This is a genomic window from uncultured Methanobrevibacter sp. (assembly GCF_902764455.1).
Classification (GTDB): domain Archaea; phylum Methanobacteriota; class Methanobacteria; order Methanobacteriales; family Methanobacteriaceae; genus Methanocatella.
The window spans coordinates 1-24,791 of sequence record NZ_CACWVY010000017.1 but is presented as its reverse complement, the minus strand read 5'-3'; the positions used below and the strand labels follow the sequence as shown (position 1 = coordinate 24,791).

At 33.1% G+C, this 24,791-nt stretch carries 19 protein-coding genes and 1 pseudogene; 2 read left to right on the top strand and 18 right to left on the bottom strand.

What is annotated here, in order from left to right; genetic code table 11:
* Positions 1-113: 113 nt before the first annotated feature.
* The 5 genes from QZU75_RS06780 to QZU75_RS06760 form a co-directional block, all read right to left on the bottom strand.
* The gene (locus QZU75_RS06780; RefSeq protein WP_296882504.1) at positions 114-449 is read right to left on the bottom strand and encodes a DUF2149 domain-containing protein; all 336 of its coding nucleotides are present in this window, start codon (positions 447-449) and stop codon (positions 114-116) included.
* 11 nt (positions 450-460) lie between these two features.
* On the bottom strand, positions 461-1,108 hold the full coding sequence (locus QZU75_RS06775; RefSeq protein WP_296882503.1) for a MotA/TolQ/ExbB proton channel family protein: 648 nt from the start codon (positions 1,106-1,108) through the stop codon (positions 461-463).
* A gap of 12 nt (positions 1,109-1,120) precedes the next feature.
* Positions 1,121-1,828, bottom strand: a complete 708-nt coding sequence (locus QZU75_RS06770; protein WP_296882501.1) for a DUF2162 domain-containing protein — start codon at positions 1,826-1,828, stop codon at positions 1,121-1,123.
* Positions 1,829-1,871: 43 nt separating this feature from the next.
* Positions 1,872-6,950, bottom strand: a complete 5,079-nt coding sequence (locus QZU75_RS06765) for a cobaltochelatase subunit CobN (RefSeq protein WP_296882500.1) — start codon at positions 6,948-6,950, stop codon at positions 1,872-1,874.
* Between the two features lie 269 nt (positions 6,951-7,219).
* Positions 7,220-8,584 carry an MATE family efflux transporter gene (locus QZU75_RS06760; RefSeq protein WP_296882498.1) on the bottom strand — a complete coding sequence of 455 codons (1,365 nt, stop codon included), beginning with the start codon at positions 8,582-8,584 and terminating at the stop codon, positions 7,220-7,222.
* Between the two features lie 36 nt (positions 8,585-8,620).
* Here QZU75_RS06760 and QZU75_RS06755 point away from each other — a divergent pair, with 36 nt between their 5' ends.
* Entirely contained in the window at positions 8,621-9,028 is a 408-nt protein-coding gene (locus tag QZU75_RS06755; RefSeq protein ID WP_296882496.1) for a flavodoxin family protein, read from the top strand.
* On the opposite strand, the gene QZU75_RS06750 is transcribed toward QZU75_RS06755, so the two are convergent.
* From QZU75_RS06750 to QZU75_RS06730, 5 genes are all read right to left on the bottom strand, one after another.
* A complete protein-coding gene (locus tag QZU75_RS06750; protein WP_296882495.1) occupies positions 9,025-9,825 on the bottom strand; it encodes a hypothetical protein in 801 nt (266 codons plus the stop codon). The two genes, QZU75_RS06755 and QZU75_RS06750, sit on opposite strands and share 4 nt — an antisense overlap.
* On the bottom strand, positions 9,818-10,612 hold the full coding sequence (locus QZU75_RS06745) for a hypothetical protein (protein WP_296882494.1): 795 nt from the start codon (positions 10,610-10,612) through the stop codon (positions 9,818-9,820). The genes QZU75_RS06750 and QZU75_RS06745 overlap by 8 nt, the downstream gene beginning before the upstream one ends.
* 106 nt (positions 10,613-10,718) lie before the next feature.
* A complete protein-coding gene (locus QZU75_RS06740; protein WP_296882493.1) occupies positions 10,719-12,086 on the bottom strand; it encodes a hypothetical protein in 1,368 nt (455 codons plus the stop codon).
* A gap of 213 nt (positions 12,087-12,299) precedes the next feature.
* Positions 12,300-13,091: an FHA domain-containing protein gene (locus QZU75_RS06735; RefSeq protein ID WP_296882491.1), complete on the bottom strand. Its 792-nt coding sequence runs from the start codon at positions 13,089-13,091 to the stop codon at positions 12,300-12,302.
* Positions 13,092-13,132: 41 nt separating this feature from the next.
* Complete coding sequence (locus QZU75_RS06730; RefSeq protein WP_296882490.1) at positions 13,133-13,933, bottom strand: SIS domain-containing protein; 801 nt, start codon at positions 13,931-13,933, stop codon at positions 13,133-13,135.
* A 684-nt stretch (positions 13,934-14,617) separates the two neighbouring features.
* On the opposite strand from QZU75_RS06730, the gene QZU75_RS06725 reads away from it, so the two are divergent.
* Positions 14,618-15,565, top strand: a complete 948-nt coding sequence (locus tag QZU75_RS06725) for a tetratricopeptide repeat protein (protein ID WP_296882489.1) — start codon at positions 14,618-14,620, stop codon at positions 15,563-15,565.
* Positions 15,566-15,583: 18 nt separating this feature from the next.
* Here the strand turns inward: QZU75_RS06725 and QZU75_RS06720 are convergent, their stop codons facing one another.
* The 8 genes and pseudogenes from QZU75_RS06720 to QZU75_RS06685 form a co-directional block, all read right to left on the bottom strand.
* On the bottom strand, positions 15,584-18,181 hold the full coding sequence (locus QZU75_RS06720) for a BspA family leucine-rich repeat surface protein (protein WP_296882488.1): 2,598 nt from the start codon (positions 18,179-18,181) through the stop codon (positions 15,584-15,586).
* 130 nt (positions 18,182-18,311) lie between these two features.
* The gene (locus QZU75_RS06715; RefSeq protein WP_296882486.1) at positions 18,312-18,812 is read right to left on the bottom strand and encodes a nitroreductase family protein; all 501 of its coding nucleotides are present in this window, start codon (positions 18,810-18,812) and stop codon (positions 18,312-18,314) included.
* Positions 18,813-20,369: a ClC family H(+)/Cl(-) exchange transporter gene (locus QZU75_RS06710; RefSeq protein ID WP_296882485.1), complete on the bottom strand. Its 1,557-nt coding sequence runs from the start codon at positions 20,367-20,369 to the stop codon at positions 18,813-18,815.
* 79 nt (positions 20,370-20,448) lie between these two features.
* Entirely contained in the window at positions 20,449-21,837 is a 1,389-nt protein-coding gene (locus QZU75_RS06705; protein ID WP_296882484.1) for an MFS transporter, read from the bottom strand.
* 148 nt (positions 21,838-21,985) lie between these two features.
* The gene (locus tag QZU75_RS06700) at positions 21,986-22,438 is read right to left on the bottom strand and encodes a hypothetical protein (protein ID WP_296882482.1); all 453 of its coding nucleotides are present in this window, start codon (positions 22,436-22,438) and stop codon (positions 21,986-21,988) included.
* Positions 22,439-22,456: 18 nt separating this feature from the next.
* Complete coding sequence (locus QZU75_RS06695) at positions 22,457-22,693, bottom strand: hypothetical protein (protein ID WP_296882481.1); 237 nt, start codon at positions 22,691-22,693, stop codon at positions 22,457-22,459.
* Between the two features lie 532 nt (positions 22,694-23,225).
* Positions 23,226-23,513, bottom strand: a pseudogene (locus QZU75_RS06690) (HEPN domain-containing protein); the annotation flags it as partial.
* Positions 23,514-23,588: 75 nt separating this feature from the next.
* Positions 23,589-23,894 (bottom strand): nucleotidyltransferase domain-containing protein, encoded by a 306-nt coding sequence (locus tag QZU75_RS06685; RefSeq protein WP_296882559.1) that lies wholly within the window; start codon positions 23,892-23,894, stop codon positions 23,589-23,591.
* Between the last annotated feature and the right edge of the window lie 897 nt (positions 23,895-24,791).

Sequence of the window (24,791 nt, the reverse complement as noted above, 5' to 3'; positions counted from 1 at the left end):
AAAAAGTATTACTTTAAGCTAAAAGTAATACTAATCAATAAAAAATATCAAAAAAAGTAATAATAACTCTTAAATTAAAAAAATAAAAAGTAATACTTTTTAAAAAGTATATCTTAACCTTCAACCATTATCAGTTTTCCCGTTGCGGGGTCCTTATAGACCTTACCCATTTCCATGTAACCCTGGCCTGAACTTTGGGATGACTCAGGAGTATCATTCAGTTCCTGACCTTCACTTACCTCAGTTACATTAGGGTGTGAGCTTTGAACAGCCTGACTCTGGTCCTGAGAGGTATCCTGAAATATAACGCTTTGCATATTCCAGCTGATAACTACAAAAATCAAAAAACCCACAGCGATAACAAGCATTGCATCAACAAGATTTGAAGTTCCGGCCATCGGATCCTCTTCACCTTCAGAAAAACGTTTTTTACACTTACGTCTAACCATAGCCAAAACTCCTAATGTTTCAATTTATCCAAAATCGCATCACACAATGCATCAAGATTAGATAAATCCTCCTCATACCATCTGCGTCTGATTTTTGAGACAAAATAACCAACAGCCCCTGCACCGATACCTACAACAGTTGTATCGAATGCAACAATAATAGCGTTAGCAAGAGTATTTACATCTCCTGCACCTAATGCCGCAAGCCCCGGACCCATTGGAATTAAAGTCCCCATCAGACCCAATGTAGGACCTATACGGGTTACAATATCAGTTCTTTCAATTGTTTTTCCAAGTTTGGTTTCCTCAAATTCTATGAGTTTACGGGCCAAGGTTTCTCTTGTCTCGTTGGTCAATGATTCGGCTCTTAAAACCTTAACCAAAATAACTTTCTGATTTTCATATAGCTTAGCATTTTTAATTATATTCATCAGTTCATCACTGGATGTGGCCTTAGATATTGCATAAATCAGCTTTTCAAGGCTGTCCGGTGTGATTTTCTTACGGGAAGTATATTCTGAAACGAGACTTCCCAAGGTCAGAATTGCAAAAAATGCAAAGATAACCAGAAATATGATTACAGGAATCTGCAGACTCTGTGCAATCATATTCAAACCTGAAGTTAATATCTCACTTCCTGGAATTGTTGTTCCTACCATATATAAACACCATTAATCTAAATAACTATTATTCTTAAAGTAGAATCCACCTAAAAACATTATCATTAACATTAATCCTAAAACTGCCAAAATATACTCTGGAGATTGGATTGTAATTGCATCCATAGGATCCATCAGCAAAGCAGTAATGTTAGGCAGGAATAATGCAGACAATAGGAAATAGATTCCTAAAAAGAACATGAAATTTCCCAAAACTATCGGATAAGGTTTTTTGATAAATCTAATAAGATGATTTGATGCATAATAGGTTCCAAGAATTGTTAAAACCAATGCCGCTGCAACAATAACACTTAAATTGAAAAGACCTAAACCGACAGTAGGCGCTACCAGCATAATACTTACAATGATTGAACCGAAACAACAAGGACAAGGAGCAACGACAGCCATACATGTAGCTGCAGTAGTATTTTTTTCAAATACCTTATATTCTCTGATTGTAAATATTCCTGCCAGAATCATTATTACAGCCATTATCAGGAAAAATTCGAAATTATAGGTATAAATCAAGTCTGTAATCTGTGCAGTGTAAAATGATGAGATTTCTGTCAATATTAAAACTCCGCCTCCATAACCAATGGTAACCATAGCCAAATATCTTTTGGACATGTTTGCAAGACCCGTTGCAAGTCCCAATTTTATACCAAAGATTAAAACGGCAGATAATATTCCCAGTTGCCATAATAAACTAATTACTTCCATTCACATTCCCTCTTTTAAAAAAATAAAAAATTAAATGAACTAATTATAATTCCTGATTAAATAGCTCATCTAAATTATTATTTGATTTTTTACTTTCATCTTTGTCTCTAAAGTATCCGACTCCAATTATTAGAATTAAACAAATTACCCCTAAAACAGCGATTAAACTCATTCCGACTTCACTTGCAGACTGCTGAGTGACAGGATTTATTTCAATTGATTTTTTCACATCCGCACCCTGTGATGAAGCACCGCCTACATCACCTGATGATGCACTTTCTCCAACATTTGAAACATCCTGGCCATTTGAAGCCCTGCTACTTTGTGAATATTGATTATTGTTTGTAGTAGTTGAGTTTGCAGATATTGTTGAAGAGGATGTAGAACCTTTTGTTGGATTAGGAGTAGAAGGATCAACATTTGAAGGGTCAGTATTTTCAGGAGGAATATTATTATTTGTGTTCTGCACAAATACCGGATTTTGGGTAGCCTCATATAATTTCGGCAACAATTGAGCCAAAATATCCGGATTTACATACTGAACAGCCCATTGCATCATTGCAATATTACCACAGCTACAATCACAGCATGCAACACCGTTTTGAACTGTTGCCTTTGCCCATGTATTTGCAATGTCGCTTATTGTAGCCTTATCGGCATTCCAATAACCTTCATGGATTGAAGTCAGCATGGTACCGCTCATGGAAATAAGAGAGTAAGCATTATTTCCACTCATCAGCCAGTCTTTAACGCCAAGTCCATATTTATCATTATAATAGGTATTGTAGATTCTATTCCACAGGTCATCAGTAACTGAAACCGGTCTTGTTACCTGCCAGCCGTATAAATTGCTAATGAATTTATTTGACATGTAACGAGCACCGCTGTAACCTTCATTCATCATTCCTTTAATCCAGTTCGGATTATCATATCTTGCAGCTATTTCACGATACATTACTTCTTCAAGGGATGAAATGTATGCTGCGTTCTTATCGGCATACATGAGAACTTTCATGTTTGGAGATTTTCCGGAAACATTCTCTACAGCCATTGAAAGACCTCCCCAGTAATCAAAGAAGTCATCGTTATCAAGTACACCATACTGATTGGTGTTACGGCTTGTGATAATTGTATCGGAGTTTGACAAAGCCCTTATGAAAACTAAAGGATTTGTATCTCCCCAATAGTTTTTGGAGTACATATTTCCCATTCTGCCCAGGTAGAACTGTGCAAGCTCATCTGTATCGTTCCATGTCCATGACATTGATACCAGTTTTGATATTCCTGCACCGTAATCACCGTTCGGAGGTGCAAAAATACGTGTAATGGCACATTCACCTGCATAAGTTGCATTGTAACCTATACTTAAATAATAAAGACAGTCTTCAATCCAGTGTTGAGCAACATAATTATCTTCCAGAGCTTCATTTGAAATTCCATAATAATTAATTCCCTGCATGACACCTTCTAAAGCCTGTTTTAATTCATCAGTCATTAATGTCTTATTATTTATTAATGTCAAATAGGATCTTGCAAGTGCAACTCTATATGCATTATCCATTAAAATTGATTGTGAAGAATATAAATCCCTAAACAGACCACTGGTAATTACTGTTACATCAATTCTTTTTTTGGCCCATCCGTCAGGACGTGTCAAATCTTTGAGCCTGATTACTTCAGGCATTGCCCCTACCTTTTTACCTGTAGGATTTCCTTCGTCATCATAACCAGCACTTGAGGAATCTGTCCAGACTGGTTTCATACCTAGCAGGTATAGGACAGTTGAGACCAATGCTCCGTCGTCTCTTGCTGTTTCAACACACCATATTCCCATGATAATCTTTTCAGTTGTATCATTCAGGTCTGATAATGTCAATAGTGCAAGAGTTTTTGCATAATCCCATGCTTCCTGTGTTGGAAGTTCACAGGATTGGTCCTGGAACATGTTTGTTCCTGTTGGAAGAACACTAGGTTTTACAATGAGTTCTCCACCTTCACCAACTGGAATATAACGTCCGTTCAAACCGTCGAGCATTGCATTTAACTCAGTGGAAATACTTTGATTGATTAAATCAATGTATGTTTTTGCCAGATTCAAGCAACCGATAACATTTGAATTATTGAGTTTTTCATTGGAATTAATTATTATTTGACTAACTGTATCCGCATCCCAATAAATTAAAGCCTTACAGATATCATAGGATTTATTCAAGATGAATTCCCTTTCAAATGCTGATAATTGACTGTACTCTTTTGAGTAATAAGCTTTTGAAAGTTCACTGAATAAATTAATAACTCCCTGATTGTTTTGTAAAACATAATCTTTAGAAAGCATTGCGGAAACTGTATTTGCCAAATCATTTTCACTCCAATAATCTCCCAATGCATGAAGACCCAAAGGATATAATGTATCCTGAGCTGCCTTTAAAAACATGTTAAACTTGTCGATTAATGAATCTATTGGAATCTTTTCCACTTCGCTTTTGTTTAATCCCAAGTTTGTGGAATAATCGTTGGAAATAATTAAATTACGCAATTGAGATTCAATGGATTGTTTTTTAGATTTATCATTAGTATTTTGATAATCATTAATCAATTCAGCTCCAAAAGTTAAATTTCCATACAGATGAGTGTAAGCCATTGGAGAGGTCAGATGTGAAATGATTACAGCAAAACCTCTTCTTTTAGCCTGAATAGCTTCAGCCAAACCGTCACTGATATAGAAATACAATTGTGGAACATCTCCGACAACAACAGAACCATAATCGGTTGATGATAAAAGAATTTCCTTACCAGGCAACCATTCGTGTGTTGCATGTCTTCCTACGAAAATCATTGAATTTGGATATTTAGTTTGCATATAATAGTAAGCTGCCAAATATTGATGGGTCGGAGCAACTGCAGTACAGTGGTAAAGGTTTTCAATGTCGGATTCCCATCCCCTTTGAGGTTCAGGTGCTATGAAAACATTACCAAAGGTCAAACCAGGTATTACAAAGTAATCGGTTCCATTTTTATTTATTACCATTACATTACCCGGAGCTTCACCCCAACCGTTTAATCCTGAAATGTTTAAATTCTTAAATTCATCATAGTACTTTAAATATAAATTATAATAATCTATTGATTGAGTTTTTGCATAATTTTTTAAACTCAAAACAATATTGTCTAAAACTTTTTTAGCTTCATCTGCTTTTTCATCCGGAAGAAGTGAGACAACCTGATTGTACCAATCATCAATTGTATCAGAGATTGTTGCAGTATAATTCAGCTCAACAGCGCGTCTTGCAAGCTCTCCTATGTATGCGACTGTACCATTATTAACCTGGATTTTAACAATATCATCAAGAGAGTTAAACCAGGAGGTATATTCACTTACAGGAAGCAAAGTGACTTCAGATCTGTTGGCTAATTTAGCAAGTTCCCCCGGTGCCCAGGTAGCTACATTGATACCGCAGGAGATGATTAAATTTTCAAGCTCTGAAACATTTTTAGGCAAATCACCAACATTATATCCTGCATCCTTTAAGGTGTAAAGTATATTATAAATACTTTTTATTGTATCAAGATAGCTTGAACCGATATTCTGCTTTCCAGGAGGGTAATTGTAATATATTATAGATAATAATTTATCATCATTTGAAGTGTATTTTAAATCTACCCATGAATCGATTCTATCGGCTAAAAGTTCAATATTTCCCTGATGAGGAATGTATGTGGTGATACGGGCTCCGGTTAAATTTGAAATGTAGCTGGATGCACCGCCTATAAATGTAGCATCAATGATTCCCTGCGCTTCAGCAATTGTAATATGCCACCATTTATCACTTTTTTCTGTTGTTAAACCTGTTGATCCCAGTTCCCAACGTTCATTTGATACATAATCTGAGTGTACTGCCCTGAATACAGGAACACCTGCTTGTTCAAAGAAGTCAGTTGCTTTAGTGAAGTTTTCACCACCTACACCATATGCAACCATAGAAACGATAGCATCAACATAAACATCGTAAGAAGATGAATCTGCTAAAAATCCGGCAATATCCTCACCTGCACTTGTCCATGATTCAACCATGACTTTAAGCTGGTCTGATGAACCTCCAGCAGCAAAAACAGGAATTACATTATAACCTCTTGCCTCGAGAGATTCAATTATGGAATAACAGGTATGCAACTGCTGAGACCCAATATACATTGTACTTTCAAGCACACCAACTGTACGATTATATTCAGGATTGAAAAATGTAGCGATATACTCATCTAATGAGTACCATCTATCCCTATAAATACCGTATGTTTGACTGCCTGTAAATGTAGGTGCTTTATAAGCAACATTTAAACCCAAATAATTTAAAATGTATAAAATCTGATTTTTTAAATTATCCTTATCATTCAGGTCTTTGTAAAGAACCAGCTGATTTAAAAAATTATTGAAATCTTTTGCATCATTAGTTATGAAATCATTAACTTTTGAGTACGAAAGACCTCTTTTTGTATTTTTAAAGTATTTGATTAGTTCTTCATTAGAATAAGTAGTAAATATTCTATTATAGTTCAAAGTATTGTTTCTAAGCAGTTTAATTGAACTGGAATCAGAATTTAAATTACCAGAAGGAGGTTCCAATATTAAGAATATTTTTTTATTGGACAAACCGGGATTTTTTCCTAAAACACTTGTTAAAACTGAATCAACATCACTGCTAATCCATTCACCAATAAATGCATCACAACTAGCAAGCAAATATGTCAATTCATTTTCACTCATTGTTTTAACCTGGTCACCGCTCCTGATAACCAAATTGACATTATTCAATTTATTTTCATTAAAAAGTTCGACACTAGCTTTATCCAGTATATTAGTTCCGGGATTATCACTAATTATAAATAAAGTAGTATTTTGAGAATCAGATAAATCCTCATTTGAATTATCAATTGAAATCTTATTAGAGCCACCAGAATTAATATTGTGTACTTCCGCATCAGCAATAGAAATTGCTTCGCTATCAACATCACCGGCTGTTGAAGTATCATTTGACACTGCAAATGCCGCTCCAGACAGCACCAAGACTGATAGAACTATTAAAAGTATCAAAATTATATTCTGTTTTTTTCTATAAAATTTCATTTTAATCTCCTTTAAGTTAAAGGTAATTGAGAGTTGAATAGTAAAATTTTAAACAAAAATATTACTACCATTAATAAATTTGTAATAAAATCCATTATATAATTTTCTAAAAAAAGTATTACGAAAACCCTTAAAATCTTAAAAAAAGTAATACTATATTTTTAAAATTAAAAACAGTAATACAGAGTATTTAAATAAAATAAATAAAAGTAATACTAATGTTAAAAGTATTACTAAAACCTAAAAATTAGCAAAAAAAGTAATACTTTTCAGAGTCCACATTCCTTTTTGAACTTCATATTGAATATCCAGATGAAGACAAAACCAATAATGGAGCCCAGATTCATGCCTATAATAGCTCCCAGATAGACTCCAAAAACGCCCATGTTCAACGGTATTGCAAGAACATATGCAAAGGCCATGCTCAATACCAGTTCACGAAGGATTGTCAATGCCAGAGACTTGAAACCCGAACCGATACCCTGATATGTATATGCTGCAGTTGCACCAAGGGAAATCAGACAGTTATAGAAAACAAGAATCCGCAGGATTTCAGCCGCCCTTTCAACCAGTTCAGGATTGCCTGCCTGAAAGTTGAAAACATCACAAATCGGAAATGCAAAAATATAAAACATCGAACAAATCAGAAGAGTGATAGCTAAACTCAAAATTGTGGAGTATTTAATTGTTTCATTGAAGTTCTGCCAATTTCTGGCCCCATAGGAAACTCCTGAAACTGTTATTGTAGCAATTCCAATTGCCATACACGGCAGAAACGCAATTGAAATGAATCTCCAGGCAATCGTAAATGATGCGACCTCACTGACACCTGCAGTATGGATTATCAAAAAGTTAAGGATTATTGCAACCAGAGAAAAGATTATCTCTTCTATTGCAGCCGGAAGAGATACAAACAATATTTGCTTATATATCTCCAGTTTACCCCTGTAATAGCTGAATTTGAACTTGAAAAATGTGTCCTTTTTAATATAAATCCAGTAAATCATCCACAGCCATCCCAAAAATGAGGAAACAACTGTTGCCAGTCCTGCTCCGAAAATACCCAAATCAAGCCAATATATCAAAATCGGATCCAAAATCATATTTACAATGGCAGTCATAATCAAGGGATTTGTTGCACGGGCCACATCCCCTTCAGCTCTGAATATGCTTGCATGAATGTTCGGTGCCAAAAATACAATATTGAGCAAAAATATCACACCACCATAGCTCAGACAATATGAACGAACACTTGAAGCTCCAAGAAGAACAATCAAATCCTCCAAAAAGAAAACACCAACTAATAAAACCAAAAAGGATACAATCACCATGATAATCAGGGAGTGCATTACTGCATTGTTTGCATCCTCGAAACGTCTGGCTCCTACATATCTAGATATCAATGAGTTTGCGCCGGCTCCAATACCGCTTCCAAGACCTATCATAACAAGATATAATGGAGATATGAAACCTAAAGCCGCAAGAGCATCTGAATTAATCCCTGAAACCCAAAAACTGTCTATTAAATTATTTAGAAACATCAAAAGCAAAGACAATATTGTAGGAAAAGCCAGTTTGTTTATGGCCCTTCGGGGATTTGCAGTAATCAGTTCAATATTATCATTGGCAGGCATTAATTTTATATTATATTAAATAATATTAATATTATTATGAAAATTGAAATCAGATATTACACAAAAACAGGAAATACAAAAAAACTTGCGGAAGCTATAGGCAGCGCAATCAATGTTGAACCAAAAACAGTAGATGAACCACTAACAGAAGATGTAGATATCTTATTTTTAGGAAGTGCAGTATATGGCGCCGGAATAAGCGGAGAAATAAAAAAATTCATTGCAAACATTGATGTTAATGTTGGAGAAGTCGTTAATTTTTCATCAGCAGCTTTGATTGAATCCACCTACAAACAGGTCAAAGGTGAAGTCGAAGCAAAAGGTCTTAAGATGAGTGAAGATGAATTCCACTGCAGAGGAGCATTCAAGTTCGTCCACAGAGGCCATCCAAATGAAGAGGATTTAAAAAACGCACAGGAATTTGCAAAAAGAATAATCAGTTAATTCTTTTTATTCTTTTTAATCAATTCCTCCAGTCTATCAAATTTTTCATCTGTTTTTCTCATTACAATACCTACCGCCAAAGTTGCAGTACCAACACCGGAGAGGAAAAAACCGCCCCAAACAAGTATTAAGGAATCTATCTTACCCAAACCAGTTTTGCCTAAAACAGCATAACCGTTACTTGTAAAAGCATTAGAAACCATTACAAGAGAGTCAATAGGAGTTTTACCTTCAACCAGCATAGTAAGCAGGAAACTGATAAAAATTATCAAAAATAAAAGCATTATAGTAATTCCCAAACTGTTTGTTTCGGTGAATTCAACGAATTTTTCATAATATACTTTAATGAAGTATAAAAACGCAAAGACATGGAAAATATCAAGGAAAACAATGAGGATATTTCCAAATATCAAATAGGAAACAGAACCGAACGGAATTACTGCAAATAACAGCAGTTTTTTTGAAAAATCAACTTCATCATTGATTACAAGAAATATTGAAACTAAAATATCCAGTAATAACAAATTAAACGATTCGCCACGCAATCCCAATATAAGATAAATGATATTTGAAACAAAAATGGTTATCATTACCAAATAAAATAGCTGCTTCATTGAATTTGCTTCTTCTTCAGGAAGATATTCCAAGAGATTAAAATATTTTGAATTTTGAATCATGGAACTTGATTTAATCTTGTTGTAAGCCCATTTTATACAAATAACTGAACCGTAAAATAAGACTATTGTAAGTAGAATCTCAATAATTAACTCTACAATAATCAAAATAAAATCAATCATTATCATCACTTCCCTCTCCTATTAGTCTTTCAAGTTCCTTAAACCTTTTATTAAATCTTCTTAATAACAGAGCTGCAGTTAAAGTGGCTGTACCTGCACCGGATATAATATATCCTCCCCAAACTAAAAAGATACTGTTAATTTTTCCAACTATAGAATTGCCTAAAACTGTATATCCGTTACTTGTAAAAGCATTAGAAACCATTACAAGAGAGTCAAGAGGATTTACATGTTCAGTAAATTGAGTCGTTAAAAAACTGATGAAGATTATGAAAAATAATAAAAGTATAGTGATTCCCAGACCATTTGCATTTGTATATTCATTAAATTTTTCATAATAAACCTTAATGAAATATATGAAAATTAAAATGTGGAAAATATCTAAAAGATATAAATAACTATAATAGTCAAAAAATACTGTAAAAGACCCGAAAGGGACCAAACATAAAAATATTAATATATTTTTAACAGAACGATTCTTCACTTGAACTGCAATATATAATGAAATAACAATGTCAAAAATGGCTAAAGAATACAGTTCCTCACTAATATATACAAAATTATAAAAAACAACAATAAAACAAGCACCCATAATAATTAGATAGAAAACCTGCTTTAAAGTTAATAATTCATCATCAGGAAGAAATTCTTTTGGATTTAAATACCTGTTATCACTATTAAGGATTTTTTTATAGATAGAATCCCCAACAAATATTAAAATAGTGAAAACTACAATTTCAATTATGAAATAAATAATATCCGAACCAAAAGTATCCATTAAATTCATTACAAATATATTTGCAAATGATATTAAATATACCTTTTGAGGCAATTCAAAAAAAAAAATTAAAAATAAAATAACTCCCACAGGAGTTATTCCATCAACATTAAATCTATGCACTTCTTATAATCTTCAATCCCACTTTAGGATGAGCGCAGACTTCCGGAAGACGGGCAAAGGTTTGTTTGTTTTTATTTCTTAATTCATCAGAAACCATATCCCACGGAACAAAGTTTTTACTGGAGGTATCATCCATGTTAAGCTTAAGCTTATACCATGCTTCATGCTCCCTTTTGGCAAAGTAACATATGTCCTCCTCATCAAATGCTTCAACAGGATTTCCAATATCATCTACAGAAACCAGTTCAAATCCTTTTTCTTTTAAGATTTTAATCAAATCTTCAGTCTGCTTATAATTAGAAAACTGAATATTCTTATTCAACTCATCAAATCTTTCTTTTCCATCAGATTCCAAATCAATTTTATTTGTTTCATACAGTTCATTCATCTTATATGTGAGAACCTTGAATCTGCTTCTTACAACCTTTAAACCTATGGAATTTAAAAGTGTAGGAATATTTTTAACGGCATCCCTACCATAATCCTTTATTCCATCATTATGCTTATCTTCCTCAAGTTCATCCCATGAAACCAGATATGGGGAAATACGCTTTTCGGCAATTTTTACAGGACCGTAAATCCAGCCCATACCTTCTCTTTCTTCCCACCATTCATTATGTTCATAGATAGCTAAATCCTCAACATCCTTGGTACTGAATTCTGTTATTTCCTCCCTAGGATCCTGAATGTGAGCTATTTCACAGCCAATCATGCTCAGCTTTTTAGGAATGGTTTTTGCCTGGCGGATATTAGCAATCTTGAGATGTGAAGACAGCTGTTCGAAAGGTTTTGTCTTTTGCTTGAATTCTTCTATATCCTCATCGGTCAATTCGCCTTTGGCTTTCTTTTCTTCAAACTGAATGGTTGTGGTTTCAATATACTGCTGGTGAATCTGAAGTGCCAATTTTTCAACGTTTCTAAGCAGAGTGTCCGGAGACTGAATTTCTGATTTGACAATTTCTCTTAAGATATTTGCGTCGTTTTTCACATCGGCAAATATCAGTAAGCCCCTTTGAAAGATGCTGGGTATTGAGAGTACATGTTTAAGCAGTTCCTCCTTATCTTCAGAAAATCCCAAACCCATAGAACCGTTTTTTACAATGTAGTCAACTTCCAATCTTGTATCATCTATTATCAGATTCAAATCATTTATGTGGCTTCTCTTTTTGTCTTTAATTCCAAAAGGCTGTCTGTTCCATTCCTGAAGTTCGTCGCACAATATCAGCAGATATGATAGAGGGTTTTGAATCGGATGGAGTGCAGGCAAGTTAAATGGGCTTTTTTGTAAAACATTCCTGTAATAATTGTGCAGCAGAATTGCAGTGGCGCCGTCCACAATAGGATAGAAGAAAAAAGTCATGATTTTTTGAATTTTCCTGAATCAGATATCCTCATGAGTTTAAAACAAGGATTGCCGAGAAAAATCCGTGGTCGAAAAACCAAATAAACCTTTGCAAAGGGTCATTCACCCAGAAATTTTTTAACTTCAAACTTGCCGTTGAAAAATTCTTCAATTTGGTATTTAACCTCATCAAAGCCCACTTAAACCACCAAATCAGATTTTAAAATCTAACTAAAAAGAACAAAAAATAACAGCACCGCCATTTCCTTTGGACAATTTTAAAAATGAATTTGATTTTAATTTAGTAGGTTTTCCTTTTTCAACTTCCATATCCCCCATAAATGTTCCGTTTGAACTGGCTTCATCAAATATATACCATCCATCATTTTTGTAGAATAATCTCAAATGAGGCTTGGATATTTTTGAAACTGTTTCATAACTGTTATCGAGAAGAATTGAAAATGGGGCTAAATCCCCTTGTGAGAAATTGCCTTTACGGCCTATTAAAACAGTTTCATCCTTATGTACTTTGAATGTTTTTCCTTTATCAACACCATTGAATATTGTCAAAACACAGTTGCCGTCTTCATGGAACTTCTGATTTGACTTGAACAGATCAAAGAATGAAAAAAGCTTATCTGATAAAAAATTAATGTCCAAAAACAAGTCTTCAAATGCGTCTTCCTTTAAGAAATATGCCTTTACTGTTCTTTTTCCTACTTTGTTGGGCACTTCTTTTTTGACTTCAACTTCACTAACCAGATTGGCATTCTGGAGCTGTTTCATGTGCTGACCCAGCATTTGGGGAGTAATTTTAATGTTATAGTTTTTTAAAAGAAGGGTGTTGATTTCACGGGAGTATAATGAATCACCCTGTTTGAATTTATTGGATTTCTGATTATCTCTTAAAATTTCCAAAATAGAAAATCGGACTTTATTGTTTACAGCAGCAATCTTTTCTGAAATTAAAGTGGAACCTTCTGAATCAATAATAACGGTTTTGTTTATATCTGAGTCACACATAATAATTTTCTCCAAAATTTATGGCAGTGACTTAAAGACATCTAAATTGCACTGCTTAAAACATCATGGAATGCCTTTAAGTCCTTTTCACGTAAATTTAATTTATGCATCAATTCAACTATTAATGCATCAAGTATTATCAAAGCTGAAATTTCAAAGGCAGTTCCCATCAAAAGCAATTCCAAAGGACGATAAATATTAGCTATTCCTGAAATTTCTGAAGGCAATTCATCAAGACTGGCCATGACCTTCTTATCGGACATGTCCAATGATTTTCTAGGAAGTGCTTCCAATTTAGCCTTAACCTCTTCATTTGTTTCAAAGTTCATGATTGTCTTTGGTAAAAATTCAACGAAATTGGAAATATCTTCATCTTCAAGATTTACAAGAATCTGCGGAAGAGAATCAATTACTATTCTTGCATCTGCTTTTTGGGAAAGCTCACTATCTGTATTGCCGCAAACTGTTAAAAACTTAACATTGTCAATTTTAGAGTCTTCTACAATCTGAGTAATTGAATTGGATTTGCCTGATTTGGAAATAATTATTATTATATCCCCGTCACGAACAGGAGGAGCTATTGTTTCATTGAATACAAACACATAAAATCCAAGATGCATCAGCCTCATGGCAAATGCCTTTGCAACAAGACCTGATCTTCCGGCACCTGCAACAAATATTGTAGTTTTTCTACTGGAGGCAACGCGTTTATTGGATGCAGTAAGAATAACATCTCTGAATTTACAGATGGCTTCTTCCTGATTTGCGATTACTGATTTGCACATACTGATATTTTTGATGACCTCATCCAATGATAAATCCATATATTTTAACTCAGACATAATTATAACCCTTTTTAAGCTTTAAAATTGTAAACTTCTTTTACAATTCAATCATTTAAATAATATCTTTAACATTATTTAAAATATTAACTATTGACATATACAATTGAAATTCATCATGACCCACTCTTACTATGGTGCGAAAAACTCTCATTCATTCATTGCAACATCAATAACTTAAAAACGGCTATAAATACAGGCCATATTTCCGATGCCCAAATATTAAACTTTCACCTCGAACAATCTAACACACATAATATAGAACTTATAAATATTTAACTTATATAAAGAAATACATTTAATCAAACAGATTAATTTTTAATAATAAGCACATAATCACATATATTTTACAAAAACAATCATACATCAAAAAAAATCGATATAAAAACATTAACAGACTCTTTTTTTTAAGATAACTTATGTTGTCACATTTTTTAGACATATAATTTAAATCCTATTGATTTAAAAGATATAGTTAATGAAATATTTTGCTTTATATCATTTATTAATTTAGACATTAATAGTAAATATTAGGTGTTAAAAAATGATTAATTTTGGCATGAGTAAAGCAATATACTCCCATTTTTATTGTAAATTATCTACCTGTATAACTAAAAACCATATTAATCATTTTTCACTTAAATCCATACTATTTTTTCAGAATGATGTTTTTCAAGTGAAAATATGATAGAAAACTACATTAACGGCAAAATTAGGGAAGCTTACGACTATATGCAAAATGATAGTGAGAACGCCCTAAAAATATTTGATGAAATATTGGAAATCGAACCAGAAAATATTGAAGCCATTAATGGGAAAGGATCTACACTAATGAAACTTAATAAATTAGATAAAGCCGAAATATGTTTCAATCATTCTTTATCACTACATGAAAATCCATCAGCATTTTTAAATAAAGGAAATATATGTAAACATAGAAATAACCTTGATAAAGCATTTCAGTATTATGATAAAGCATGCGAACTAAATCCAAATTTGAAAAGTATCGTGAATATCCTGAAAAATGAAGTTGCAACAAATGAAAATTATTTAAACGGATTTAATGAACAGGCAAATGAACTGATTGAAAATGGCATTAAATTAAAAAATGAAAATAAATTATGGGACTCATTTGAAACCTTAATGGAAGCTATTGCTGCAGACCGAACATGCAAAAAACATGTAAATGAATTGATAGATGATATACTGATAATCATTGAAAAAGAATTCAAATATGACGATTACAAATTTGACATCAACAATAAAATTGACCGATTAAAAATTCAGGCATTGCGTGCATTCAACGAAGAAAATAATCACAAAAAAGCACTTACACTATTTAATCTGATTTTAGAAATTAATAAAAATGATATAAATACACTAAACCATAAAGGAGGAGTGTTATTTATCTGTAAAAAATACAAAAAATCTATTGAATGCTTTGATAAATGCTTAAATATAAATAAAAATTATTATTGTTCTCTTTTTAACAAAGCACTAGTTCTAAGATTGATGAATAAATTGCCTGAATCCCTGAACTGTTTTGAAGAATTGTTAAAAATGCAGGAAAACAATACTGAATATGAAGCATACAAAATGGAAATTATAGAAAAACTCCATCATGAACCATAACTTAACCACCAAAAAATTTTAGTTATCTGACTCATGCTTTTCCTTAAGCTTCTGCTTAATCTCTTCCTTTTCCTTATCCACCAATTCCTGCTTTTCCTTAAGCTTCTGCTTAATCTCTTCCTTTTCCTTATCCACCAATTCCTGCTTTTCCTTAAGCTTCTGCTTAATCTCTTCTTTTTCTTTTTCTTCTTTAAGCTTTTGCTCCATTTCTTCTTCCTGTTCTTCGATGATTTTTTGTTTTATTAATTCTTTTTGTCTTTCTTGCTCAATTGTAAACCATTTTGGAAGTTTTTCAAGAGAGTTGCACTCACCAAATACCAATTCCATATTTTCAGGTTCTTTAATTTGCCAGTTATCCAAAACAGATGCATCTTCTAATTTTTCACAGTCAAAAAACATATGATCAAGACTGGTTAAATTGGATACATCCCAATTCGCAATTGGAGAAAGGTCTGAGAGAGCCCTGCAATGTTCAAACATTCCAGACATTACAGTTACATTAGAAACATTCCAATTGGCAAGAGGAGATATGTTGTTCATGGAAATACATCCGAAAAACATTCCATTCATATTTTCAACATTGGAAACATCCCAGTTTGCCAATGAAAAGAGATTTACAAATGAAATACAGTTCCAGAACATTGCCCTCATATACTTGGCATTTCCCACATTCCAGTTGGACAATGGCACATCAACCAATGAAAAACAACCTAAAAACATCCCTTTCATGTCAGTGACATTGCTGACATCCCAATAGGCAATTGGAGAGAGGTTGGTTAGGAATTTGCAGTCATTGAACAGGAATTTCATATCAACTACATTGCTGACATCCCATAATTTTAAAAATGAAATATCGACCAGAGATTCACATTTTGCAAACATTCCCATCATTCTTTCAGCCTTATCGACACCATATGCAAAAATAGCTTTAAGAGATGTAAATGCTACATATCTTTCAGATATGTCTTCCAATCCTGAAAGGTCTTCATTTACATATAAAACATCACTTCTTCTTTCTACATCCTCCCAACGGGTTAAATTGGTTCCGTCCTTCAGGATTATCAGAACCTCCAAATCTCCCAAATCGAAAACGCTTTCTGTGGTTTTGTTTAGTCTGTTGAATTCAAGCAGGGTTTCACTGGTTCCTCTAAAGATGCCTCCAAGATACCATAAAGGATAGGTTTTTATATTTTCACAGTCTTCAAATACATTTTCAGCATACTGAACGTTATATAAAATCCAGAAATCCAGCTTATCAGTATATTCAAGAGCCTTACAGTCTTTAAACATGTCTGAAATGTTTATCACATTAGCCATGTTCCATTTTTCAAGTGAAGACAAATCATTCAATGCTTCACAGCCATCAAACAAACTTTCCATTGTCTTTACGTTTGATACATCCCATGATGACAGTGCAGATATGTCTGACAATGCCACACAGCCTGCAAATACACCAGTTAAACTTTCAATGTTGGAGATATCCCATGATTCCAGTGCAGAAATCTCTGTTAGTGCCTCACATGAATTGAATAAATCCTCCATTTTAGATAGATTGCCTATATTCCATTCTTTTAGAGCGGAAATATCACTAAGAGAAGTGCAAGAGCAAAACATTTCAGTAATGTTGGTGACATTTGAAACATCCCATTTTTTCAAGCCGTTTACATCTTCCAGAGATACACATCCGTTAAACAGGCTTTCCATATTGGAAACATTGGAAACATCCCATTTTTTCAATGAAGAAACATTTGTCAGCGCGGTACATCCTTCAAACAGTCCGCTGATTCTTGTTATATTTGAAACATCCCATTTCTTTAAAGCTGAAATGTCTGTTAGTGAAGTACAGTTTGCAAATAAAGATAATAATCCTGAATTTTCACGCATTTTTGAAAGGTCCCAATTCTTTAGGGCAGATATGTTTTTTAGAGATTCACATCCTCTAAACATTGCAGTGATATTGAAGGCACTTGACAAATCCCAATTTTTTAAAGCTGAAATGTCTGTTAGTGAAGTACAATAGTCAAATATGCAGCCCATATCCCTTGCATTTGAAACATCCCATTTCTTTAAAGCTGAAATGTCCTTGAGACTATAACAGTCGGCGAATATATAATGCATATCCTCCACATTGCTGATATCCCAATCTTCTAAAGCTGAAATTTCTTCAAGGGAAGCACAATACCAAAACATATTAGAGATATTTTTCAGATTAGATACTTTCCAGCCAGACAGGGCGGAAATGTCACTCAGAGACTGGCAGCCTTCAAACATGCTGGCCATGCTTACCACATTAGAAACGTCCCATGATTTTAAAGAGCTTATGTCAGCTAAGGATTCACATCCCTTAAACACTCTTTCCATGTTGTGAACTTCACCAAAACCGAATGCTACAATAGCCTTAAGGTTTATCAAATCCTCATATCTTCCGGTCAAATCGGTTATTCCAAAGAGATCTTCACTGATATAGATAATGTCCTCTTTGTTTTCAACAAAACTCCAATCTGTTAAATTGGATCCGTCCTTAAGTATTATTAAAACCTTTAACTCATTTAATTCATAAATACTTTGAGTGGTAGTATTCAATAGCTCAAATTCTCTAAGTTGTTTGCTTATCATCTAATCATCTTTACATTTACTAAATATACTTTGTACGAATAAATATATAAAATGTATTTCAATTTAAAATTAAATTAGCTTTCGCCAAAATGCAGTCTTAAAAAAATCTTCAAAGAAATAATGTTTTTTTTTAGAATCTGTCATAGTGAACCTTAGATTTGTCATATCTGAGTTTCACTTCACTTTGATTTGCAGGATAGCCAACACAAATTACTGAAAAAGGTATACAGTAATCAGGAATTTCCAGATATTCCTTCAGTTTTAATGTTCTGTCTTCTATCGGATGAAATCCCAACCAGACAGCACCCAGTCCTTCATGAGTGGCCTGAAGTAAAATGTTTTCATTGCATGCCCCCAAATCCTGTTCAATCATGCCTATCACTTTTGCCTCATTGAGATTACCTAAAGTTATTATCAGGTGTGATGCTTTAGCAGCAGGCTTTGCAAACTGATGCATTTTTGAAATTGCCAGTTTATCTTCCTCATCTGATACAACAATAAATTCCCATGGCTGTGAATTGCATGATGATGGAGCCTGCATTCCAGCTTTGAGCAGATTTTCAATTTTTTTATCACTAACCTTTTCCTGTGTAAACTTGCGGACGCTATGCCTTTTGAATATGATACTCATTTAACCACCGAACAACTCTTCAATCTCCTCTCTTACGTAAGGATAATCATTACTGTCTGTCAGCACCTGTATCTGGTCACTGTAATTGATGTGGAAATCCTCTGTCGGAATAATATATTTGCCATTTCGGATAACAGACACTACAATTGCATTTTTTGGAAATGGAATATCCTTGATTTTAAAATTAATGTAGTTGCAATCAAGAGGCACCACATATTCTGACAATACATGTTTTGAAGGCTTTTTAACAAATTCTCTGTTTTTCTTGAGAAGCAATCTGTCATATAATGATTCATAAATCGGTTCGTTTCCAAGAAGTGTCGGAACAACATAAGCTATCAGAGAAACAATAATCATTGCAACAAGCGATTCTGTTGAACCTGACATCTCGGCAAGAAGCACTATGCCTGTAATAGGAGAGCGGACAGTTGCTGCAAAAAAGCCTGCCATTGAAATGATGATGAATTTGTATATCAAATCATGCTGCCAGCCGAATGCAGGAACTACAATAGAACCAAATATTGCACCGATATATGCTCCCAATACAAGTATAGGCAGGAATATGCCTCCAGGAGCTCCTGATGAAAATGAAAACATGGAAAATAGATATTTTAAAACCAGCAACAATACCAGAACGCCTAAAGATGGAATGGCCACATCCAGCATGTCCATCATAAAGTGACCTCCGTCACTTATCTCAGGAAGCAGAAGCGCTATAACACCTGATATCATAAACACAATTACAAACTTGAGCCATGAAGGAATCTTTAAGCCGGCCATAAAATCACTTGACTTCATCATTCCTAAATTGTAGAGATAACCCAGAATACCAATTATAAATCCCAGAGCCACAAGAATCCAAAATGATTCAAGAGGAATATTTAAAACAGGAAAATGAAGGATTGTTGATTGACCGAAAATGGCTTTTGATATGAAATCAGACACAATAGCTGACACCAATGCAATGAAAATTAAGGTCTTGTCAAATCCGTGATTTATTTCTTCAAAAACAAATATTACTCCTGCCAGAGGAGCATTGAATGCTGCAGTAATACCAACTGCTGAGCCAACAAGAATTAATCTGAGCTCATCAGTTTTGGAACCTTTAAATATTTTTGCAATTCCCTTACCTGCCATACCTCCAATCTGAACGGAAGGACCTTCAGGACCAAGTGACAGACCGCCTAAAGCAGTTATAACTCCTGCTGTGATTTTAGAAAACAGTACTTTAGCCCAATTGGCTTCCATATGCCCTTTGACCTCAGCATAAACCTGAGGTATTCCACTTCCTGCAGAATCAGCTTCCCATTTGGTCAGCCAGTCAATCAAAAGAGCCATGACAACCAGAGCTATAAAAAACAGGACAATATACAATACATTTCCATGAATTATACTTAGATAATTTCTTAAAACACTTTCAGAACCTGCAAGTAAAAATCGGTATAGACATACCATCAGTCCGGCGAATATACCAACCAGAACCCCCTGGATTGTTAAACGAAAAATATATCTGGGGTTTTCACTTACAGATTTTAGGGTTTTTTCAAGAGCCTTCATTACTTAATAATATATTATAAATCATATAAATGAATTTTCAAATGATGAAATATTTTTCCACTAAAAGCAATATGACAAATCATAGATTTGATTTAATGGTGGCAATTTGTTCGTCACGGCTTTTCAATTTCAAGGTAAAGAGAAATGCAACAAATCCTACAACTGCTGCCAATAAAAGACTGACCTGATAACCCAGGATTCCTGAAAATGATGCAATTATTCCACCAATTAAAGCTCCGCCTATCAATTGACCTGCACTTGACAGCATATTTACAATAGCCTGACCTGCTCCCCTTTCGGTAGGTTTTGCCTCAGTTAAAACAATATATCTTAATGGGGCTCCAATAATTGTAACCAGACCTACTCCAATCAAAGTTCCAGCAACAATAAAAAGAATTAAGTTATTAGGATATACTGCAATTGCAATCAGACCAGCAGTCAGCATCAGTGTTCCAACTGCCATAATCTTTCGTGAACCTGCAGAGTCAAGAATTTTACCAAGTATAGGTGCCGCAACAGCATTGGCACCCAGAATCGGAATCAGCATAAGACTTGCAAACTGTTCGCTTAATCCCATTGAAAGAATCACCAAAGACGGAATGAATATTGCTGAAGAATAGATTATTCCATAACACAATGTTTCAATGCATGCAATTGCTATTTCCTTATTTTTCAACATGTGTATCGGTACAATTGATTCCTCTGCCATATTTTCAATTTTGAAAAAAATCGGAATTAAAACTACAAACATTACTAAAAATGGAAGTACACTAAAAGACAGCAGACTGTTTACAAAATTACTTGAATCAATCTGATTCAATCCATAGGAAAGGAATACTGAAAGCAGAATCAGAACGAAAATTCCAGGATAGTCTATTTTCAGATTTCTTTTACTTTCAAAGCCAGGCAGAATTTTCCATGCAAATATTATTAAAAAAATGCTGATTGGTATATTAATTGTAAAACACCAGTTCCATCCATATGGAATTAAAACTGCTCCAACCAAAGGCCCGCCAATTGCAGAAATTCCAAATACACTACCAAGAATTCCCAATGCTTTACCTCGCTCTTCTAAAGGAAATGCATCTCCAACAAATGCTCCTGCTACCGGAAATATGCCCCCACAGCCAAAGCCCTGTATGATTCTTCCAAGAAATATTGATTCGATGCTGATTGAAAATGCAATAAGACATGACCCTATTCCAAATAGTATCACATCCAAGATGAAAACTTTTTTACGTCCGTAAAAGTCAGAAAATTTGGCCATTACAGGAGATCCGACCATAAATGCAATTACAAATAAGGTAAATATCCAGCTTGAGTCCCTGCTTGTAAGATGAAAACTCTGTTCGATTGAAGGAAGTACCGGGCCGATTATTCCGGTATCCAAAGAACCCATGAATACCCCTATTAAAAATAGAATAAGTATCAGATTACGTGTTTTTGTATCTAAAGTATTTTGTTGCATGTTACTGTCCGTTATAATGTTAAAATTTAATTGAAAACATGTATTATTTTACAATTATAAATATTTAAATTGATATGTAATTAGAGAAACAAAGAAAAAATAGCAATGTCGTCAACTTAATTTTTGATTTCATGTTTTTTCCTGATTTTCATGTCGGTTTGTAGTTGATGTTGAATTTTCGTTGTTTTTTCTTGTTTCTGGTTGTTGTTGGGTTTTTGACATTTTTGTTTGGTGATTGCGTGCAGGAATCTATTAGTTTTTTCGTGTATTTTCTTATTATGTCTTTTGTGGGATTTAGAATCATTATTGGCAGGTATTTTTTGAGTTTTCGTATGAGGTGTGCTTGATTGACTTTGTATTCTTGTTTTATTCCTTTTTGTCTTTTTGTTCGGTTGATTAGTAGGTTGAAGTATATTTTGTAGTATTGGAAGATGTTATATTTGAGGAATTTGGAATATATGTCTTGTTCGATGGTTATTTTTCTTTTTCCATTGTAATTTTCTATGTTTAGTCTGTTTTTCATTGTATTGTAGTTGGTTTCGATTCCCCCGTGTAGATTGTAGAGTTCTTTGAAATCTCTTATTGTGAAGTTTTTATCCAATATGTTTGTTAATAGGTATTAGGTTGTTCCGTTTTCGAGTGTTATTTTTAGTATTCTTAGTTTTAAGTGTTTTTCTTTGCCGTATTTTTCTTTTAGGTCTTTGTTGTGGAATTTTTTTAGTCGTTCTTTTGTGATTTCTAATTGGATTTCTGAGTCGTTTTCTGTTATTTTGTATCTGTCTTCTATATAGCTTTTATCTTTTAATCTGACGATAAAATAACTATTTATGGATATTATGTTGGCGTATATTTCCATTGCGTTGTATCCTCTGTCAAAAATGAAAATTGATTTTTCTGGTGTGATTAATTCTTGGATATTTTTCTAGGTTTTGGTGCATTAGTGGTAATTCTGCTTGTTTGTAGTTGCCCATGATTCCATCGAGTATAAATCCATTTAATAGGTCCATAATGGATGAGAATTTGGCTTGAGCTGGTTTTCAGTATTTTTCAGTGTCTTTGATATGGAATTCTTTTCGAACTTCTTCAAAATCAGGAATTTCAAAATCAGATCCATCACCACCAAACAAACGAAATCCTTTGTAAGTCTTAAAAAAGTCATGATTTTTGTGATAATTTATTTCAAGTAAAAAAATAGCTTTTGACTTATTAATTTAAAGTTAATAGAAACATGACAACTCTTAAATTAAGTTAAACTCAGTTGATAATTAAAAATTTACTTACAAATGTTAATTACTAAAAAATAGTATACTTACCACTTCCAAAACAATAAAAATCCGGATTATGAATTAGAAATTTTTGAAATTATAGTTATAATACATTTTAGTCAATTAAATGAATCTTTCAGCTTCGGCAATGAATTCTTCTGCTTGTTTAATTCTTTTTCTAGCAATTCTTTCATCAAGTTCATCAAATGCATCATAATCAGCGTCTTCACGGTCAGATTGTGTGTCTGCTAAATAAACATACTTTTCATATGAAAAATCATCTTGTTCGATATAATTCACTTTAAAAAGATAAATTAACCCATTATGTGTTTTAGGAGCCTTAACTCCTTTTTTTAGTATCAAAGCTTTTGCAACCAAAAACATAGAATAATACGATAAACTAACTGCAGACGAATAATCCTCTAATCATATGAAGATTGAGCACTAAGCAATTTCTTTTTAGATTTATTGAAAAATGCTTGAGTTTCATCCAATTTCAACACCTTCTGAAAGAACATTAGATAAAAAAGAAAAATGCTGTGTGTTGATGAATCTATCTTCAGACATAATATGAGTAGAAATTAACTCATTTTTATCATACATAATCCACGCTACTTCTTCAGCGATTACATCTTCAATATTTTCACGGTCATTAGATACAATCAAAATATCAATATCAGATTCTTCTGTATCATCGCCACGAGCAACTGAACCAAATAATATGATTTTAATAATATTATCTGAATTTATTGTCTTTGCAAACTCATGAGCAATCTCTTTTCTATTATTCATTAACAATCACCAACGATTACTCTTATACTATCATATTTCAATTTCTTTAATAATTAATTTTTTTGAAGTGTGACTTTATGAAAAAACACACCCCCATTTGAAGAAATATTTTATGGAACTAGACCTAAAAACTGCAATTTATAAAACTATCTATTTTCACCATACGCGAAAAAAATAGACTGAAACGTGCATTTAAAAAACTCAGATTAATTAATTGACATGGAATCACAATCATGTTAAATCTATAACAAAAACATGTTTAGAAAAAAAGTTAGAAAATAATGTGTTTTGAAAACTTTACGATTAGTAATTTCAATACCCATAACATGTTCATAGATAAATAATCTGAATTAAACCAATAATGTGTTAGAATTTAACTGTATCCAAAAGAGCCGATTTTAAATATAGCTTTTATTGGATATGAACAAATGAATTAATTGTCTTTTAAAAAATAATGTTAATGTCTTATTGCAGAGAAAAATCTCTACAATATTCCATACAGACATTAAATAAATTTCATCTCAGAAGTTTACTAAAAAAGTAAATTTCTATTTAATAATTTATAGAATATCATATTTAAACATGATTATTTTTTAAAAATGGCAATTAAATAGTGGATATCTAGAAAAAGCCTCCACGAAAGCATTAATGCTTTCAAAAGACCATCATTGATAATTTTGAAAATATTTAATTGCCAAAATGGAGGTGAAACATGAGAAATTATCTTCAATTTACAATAACATTAATAGCTTTAAAAATTGAAATAATATTATAGTGTTTTTCTTAAAGTTTTTACCTTTTTTTTGTTTAATTTTTTTGTTGGTTATTTCTTATCAAATGCTCTTGGGCAAATTATATTTTTTATTATGTGGTATATTAGTTATTGTTGTTATGTGG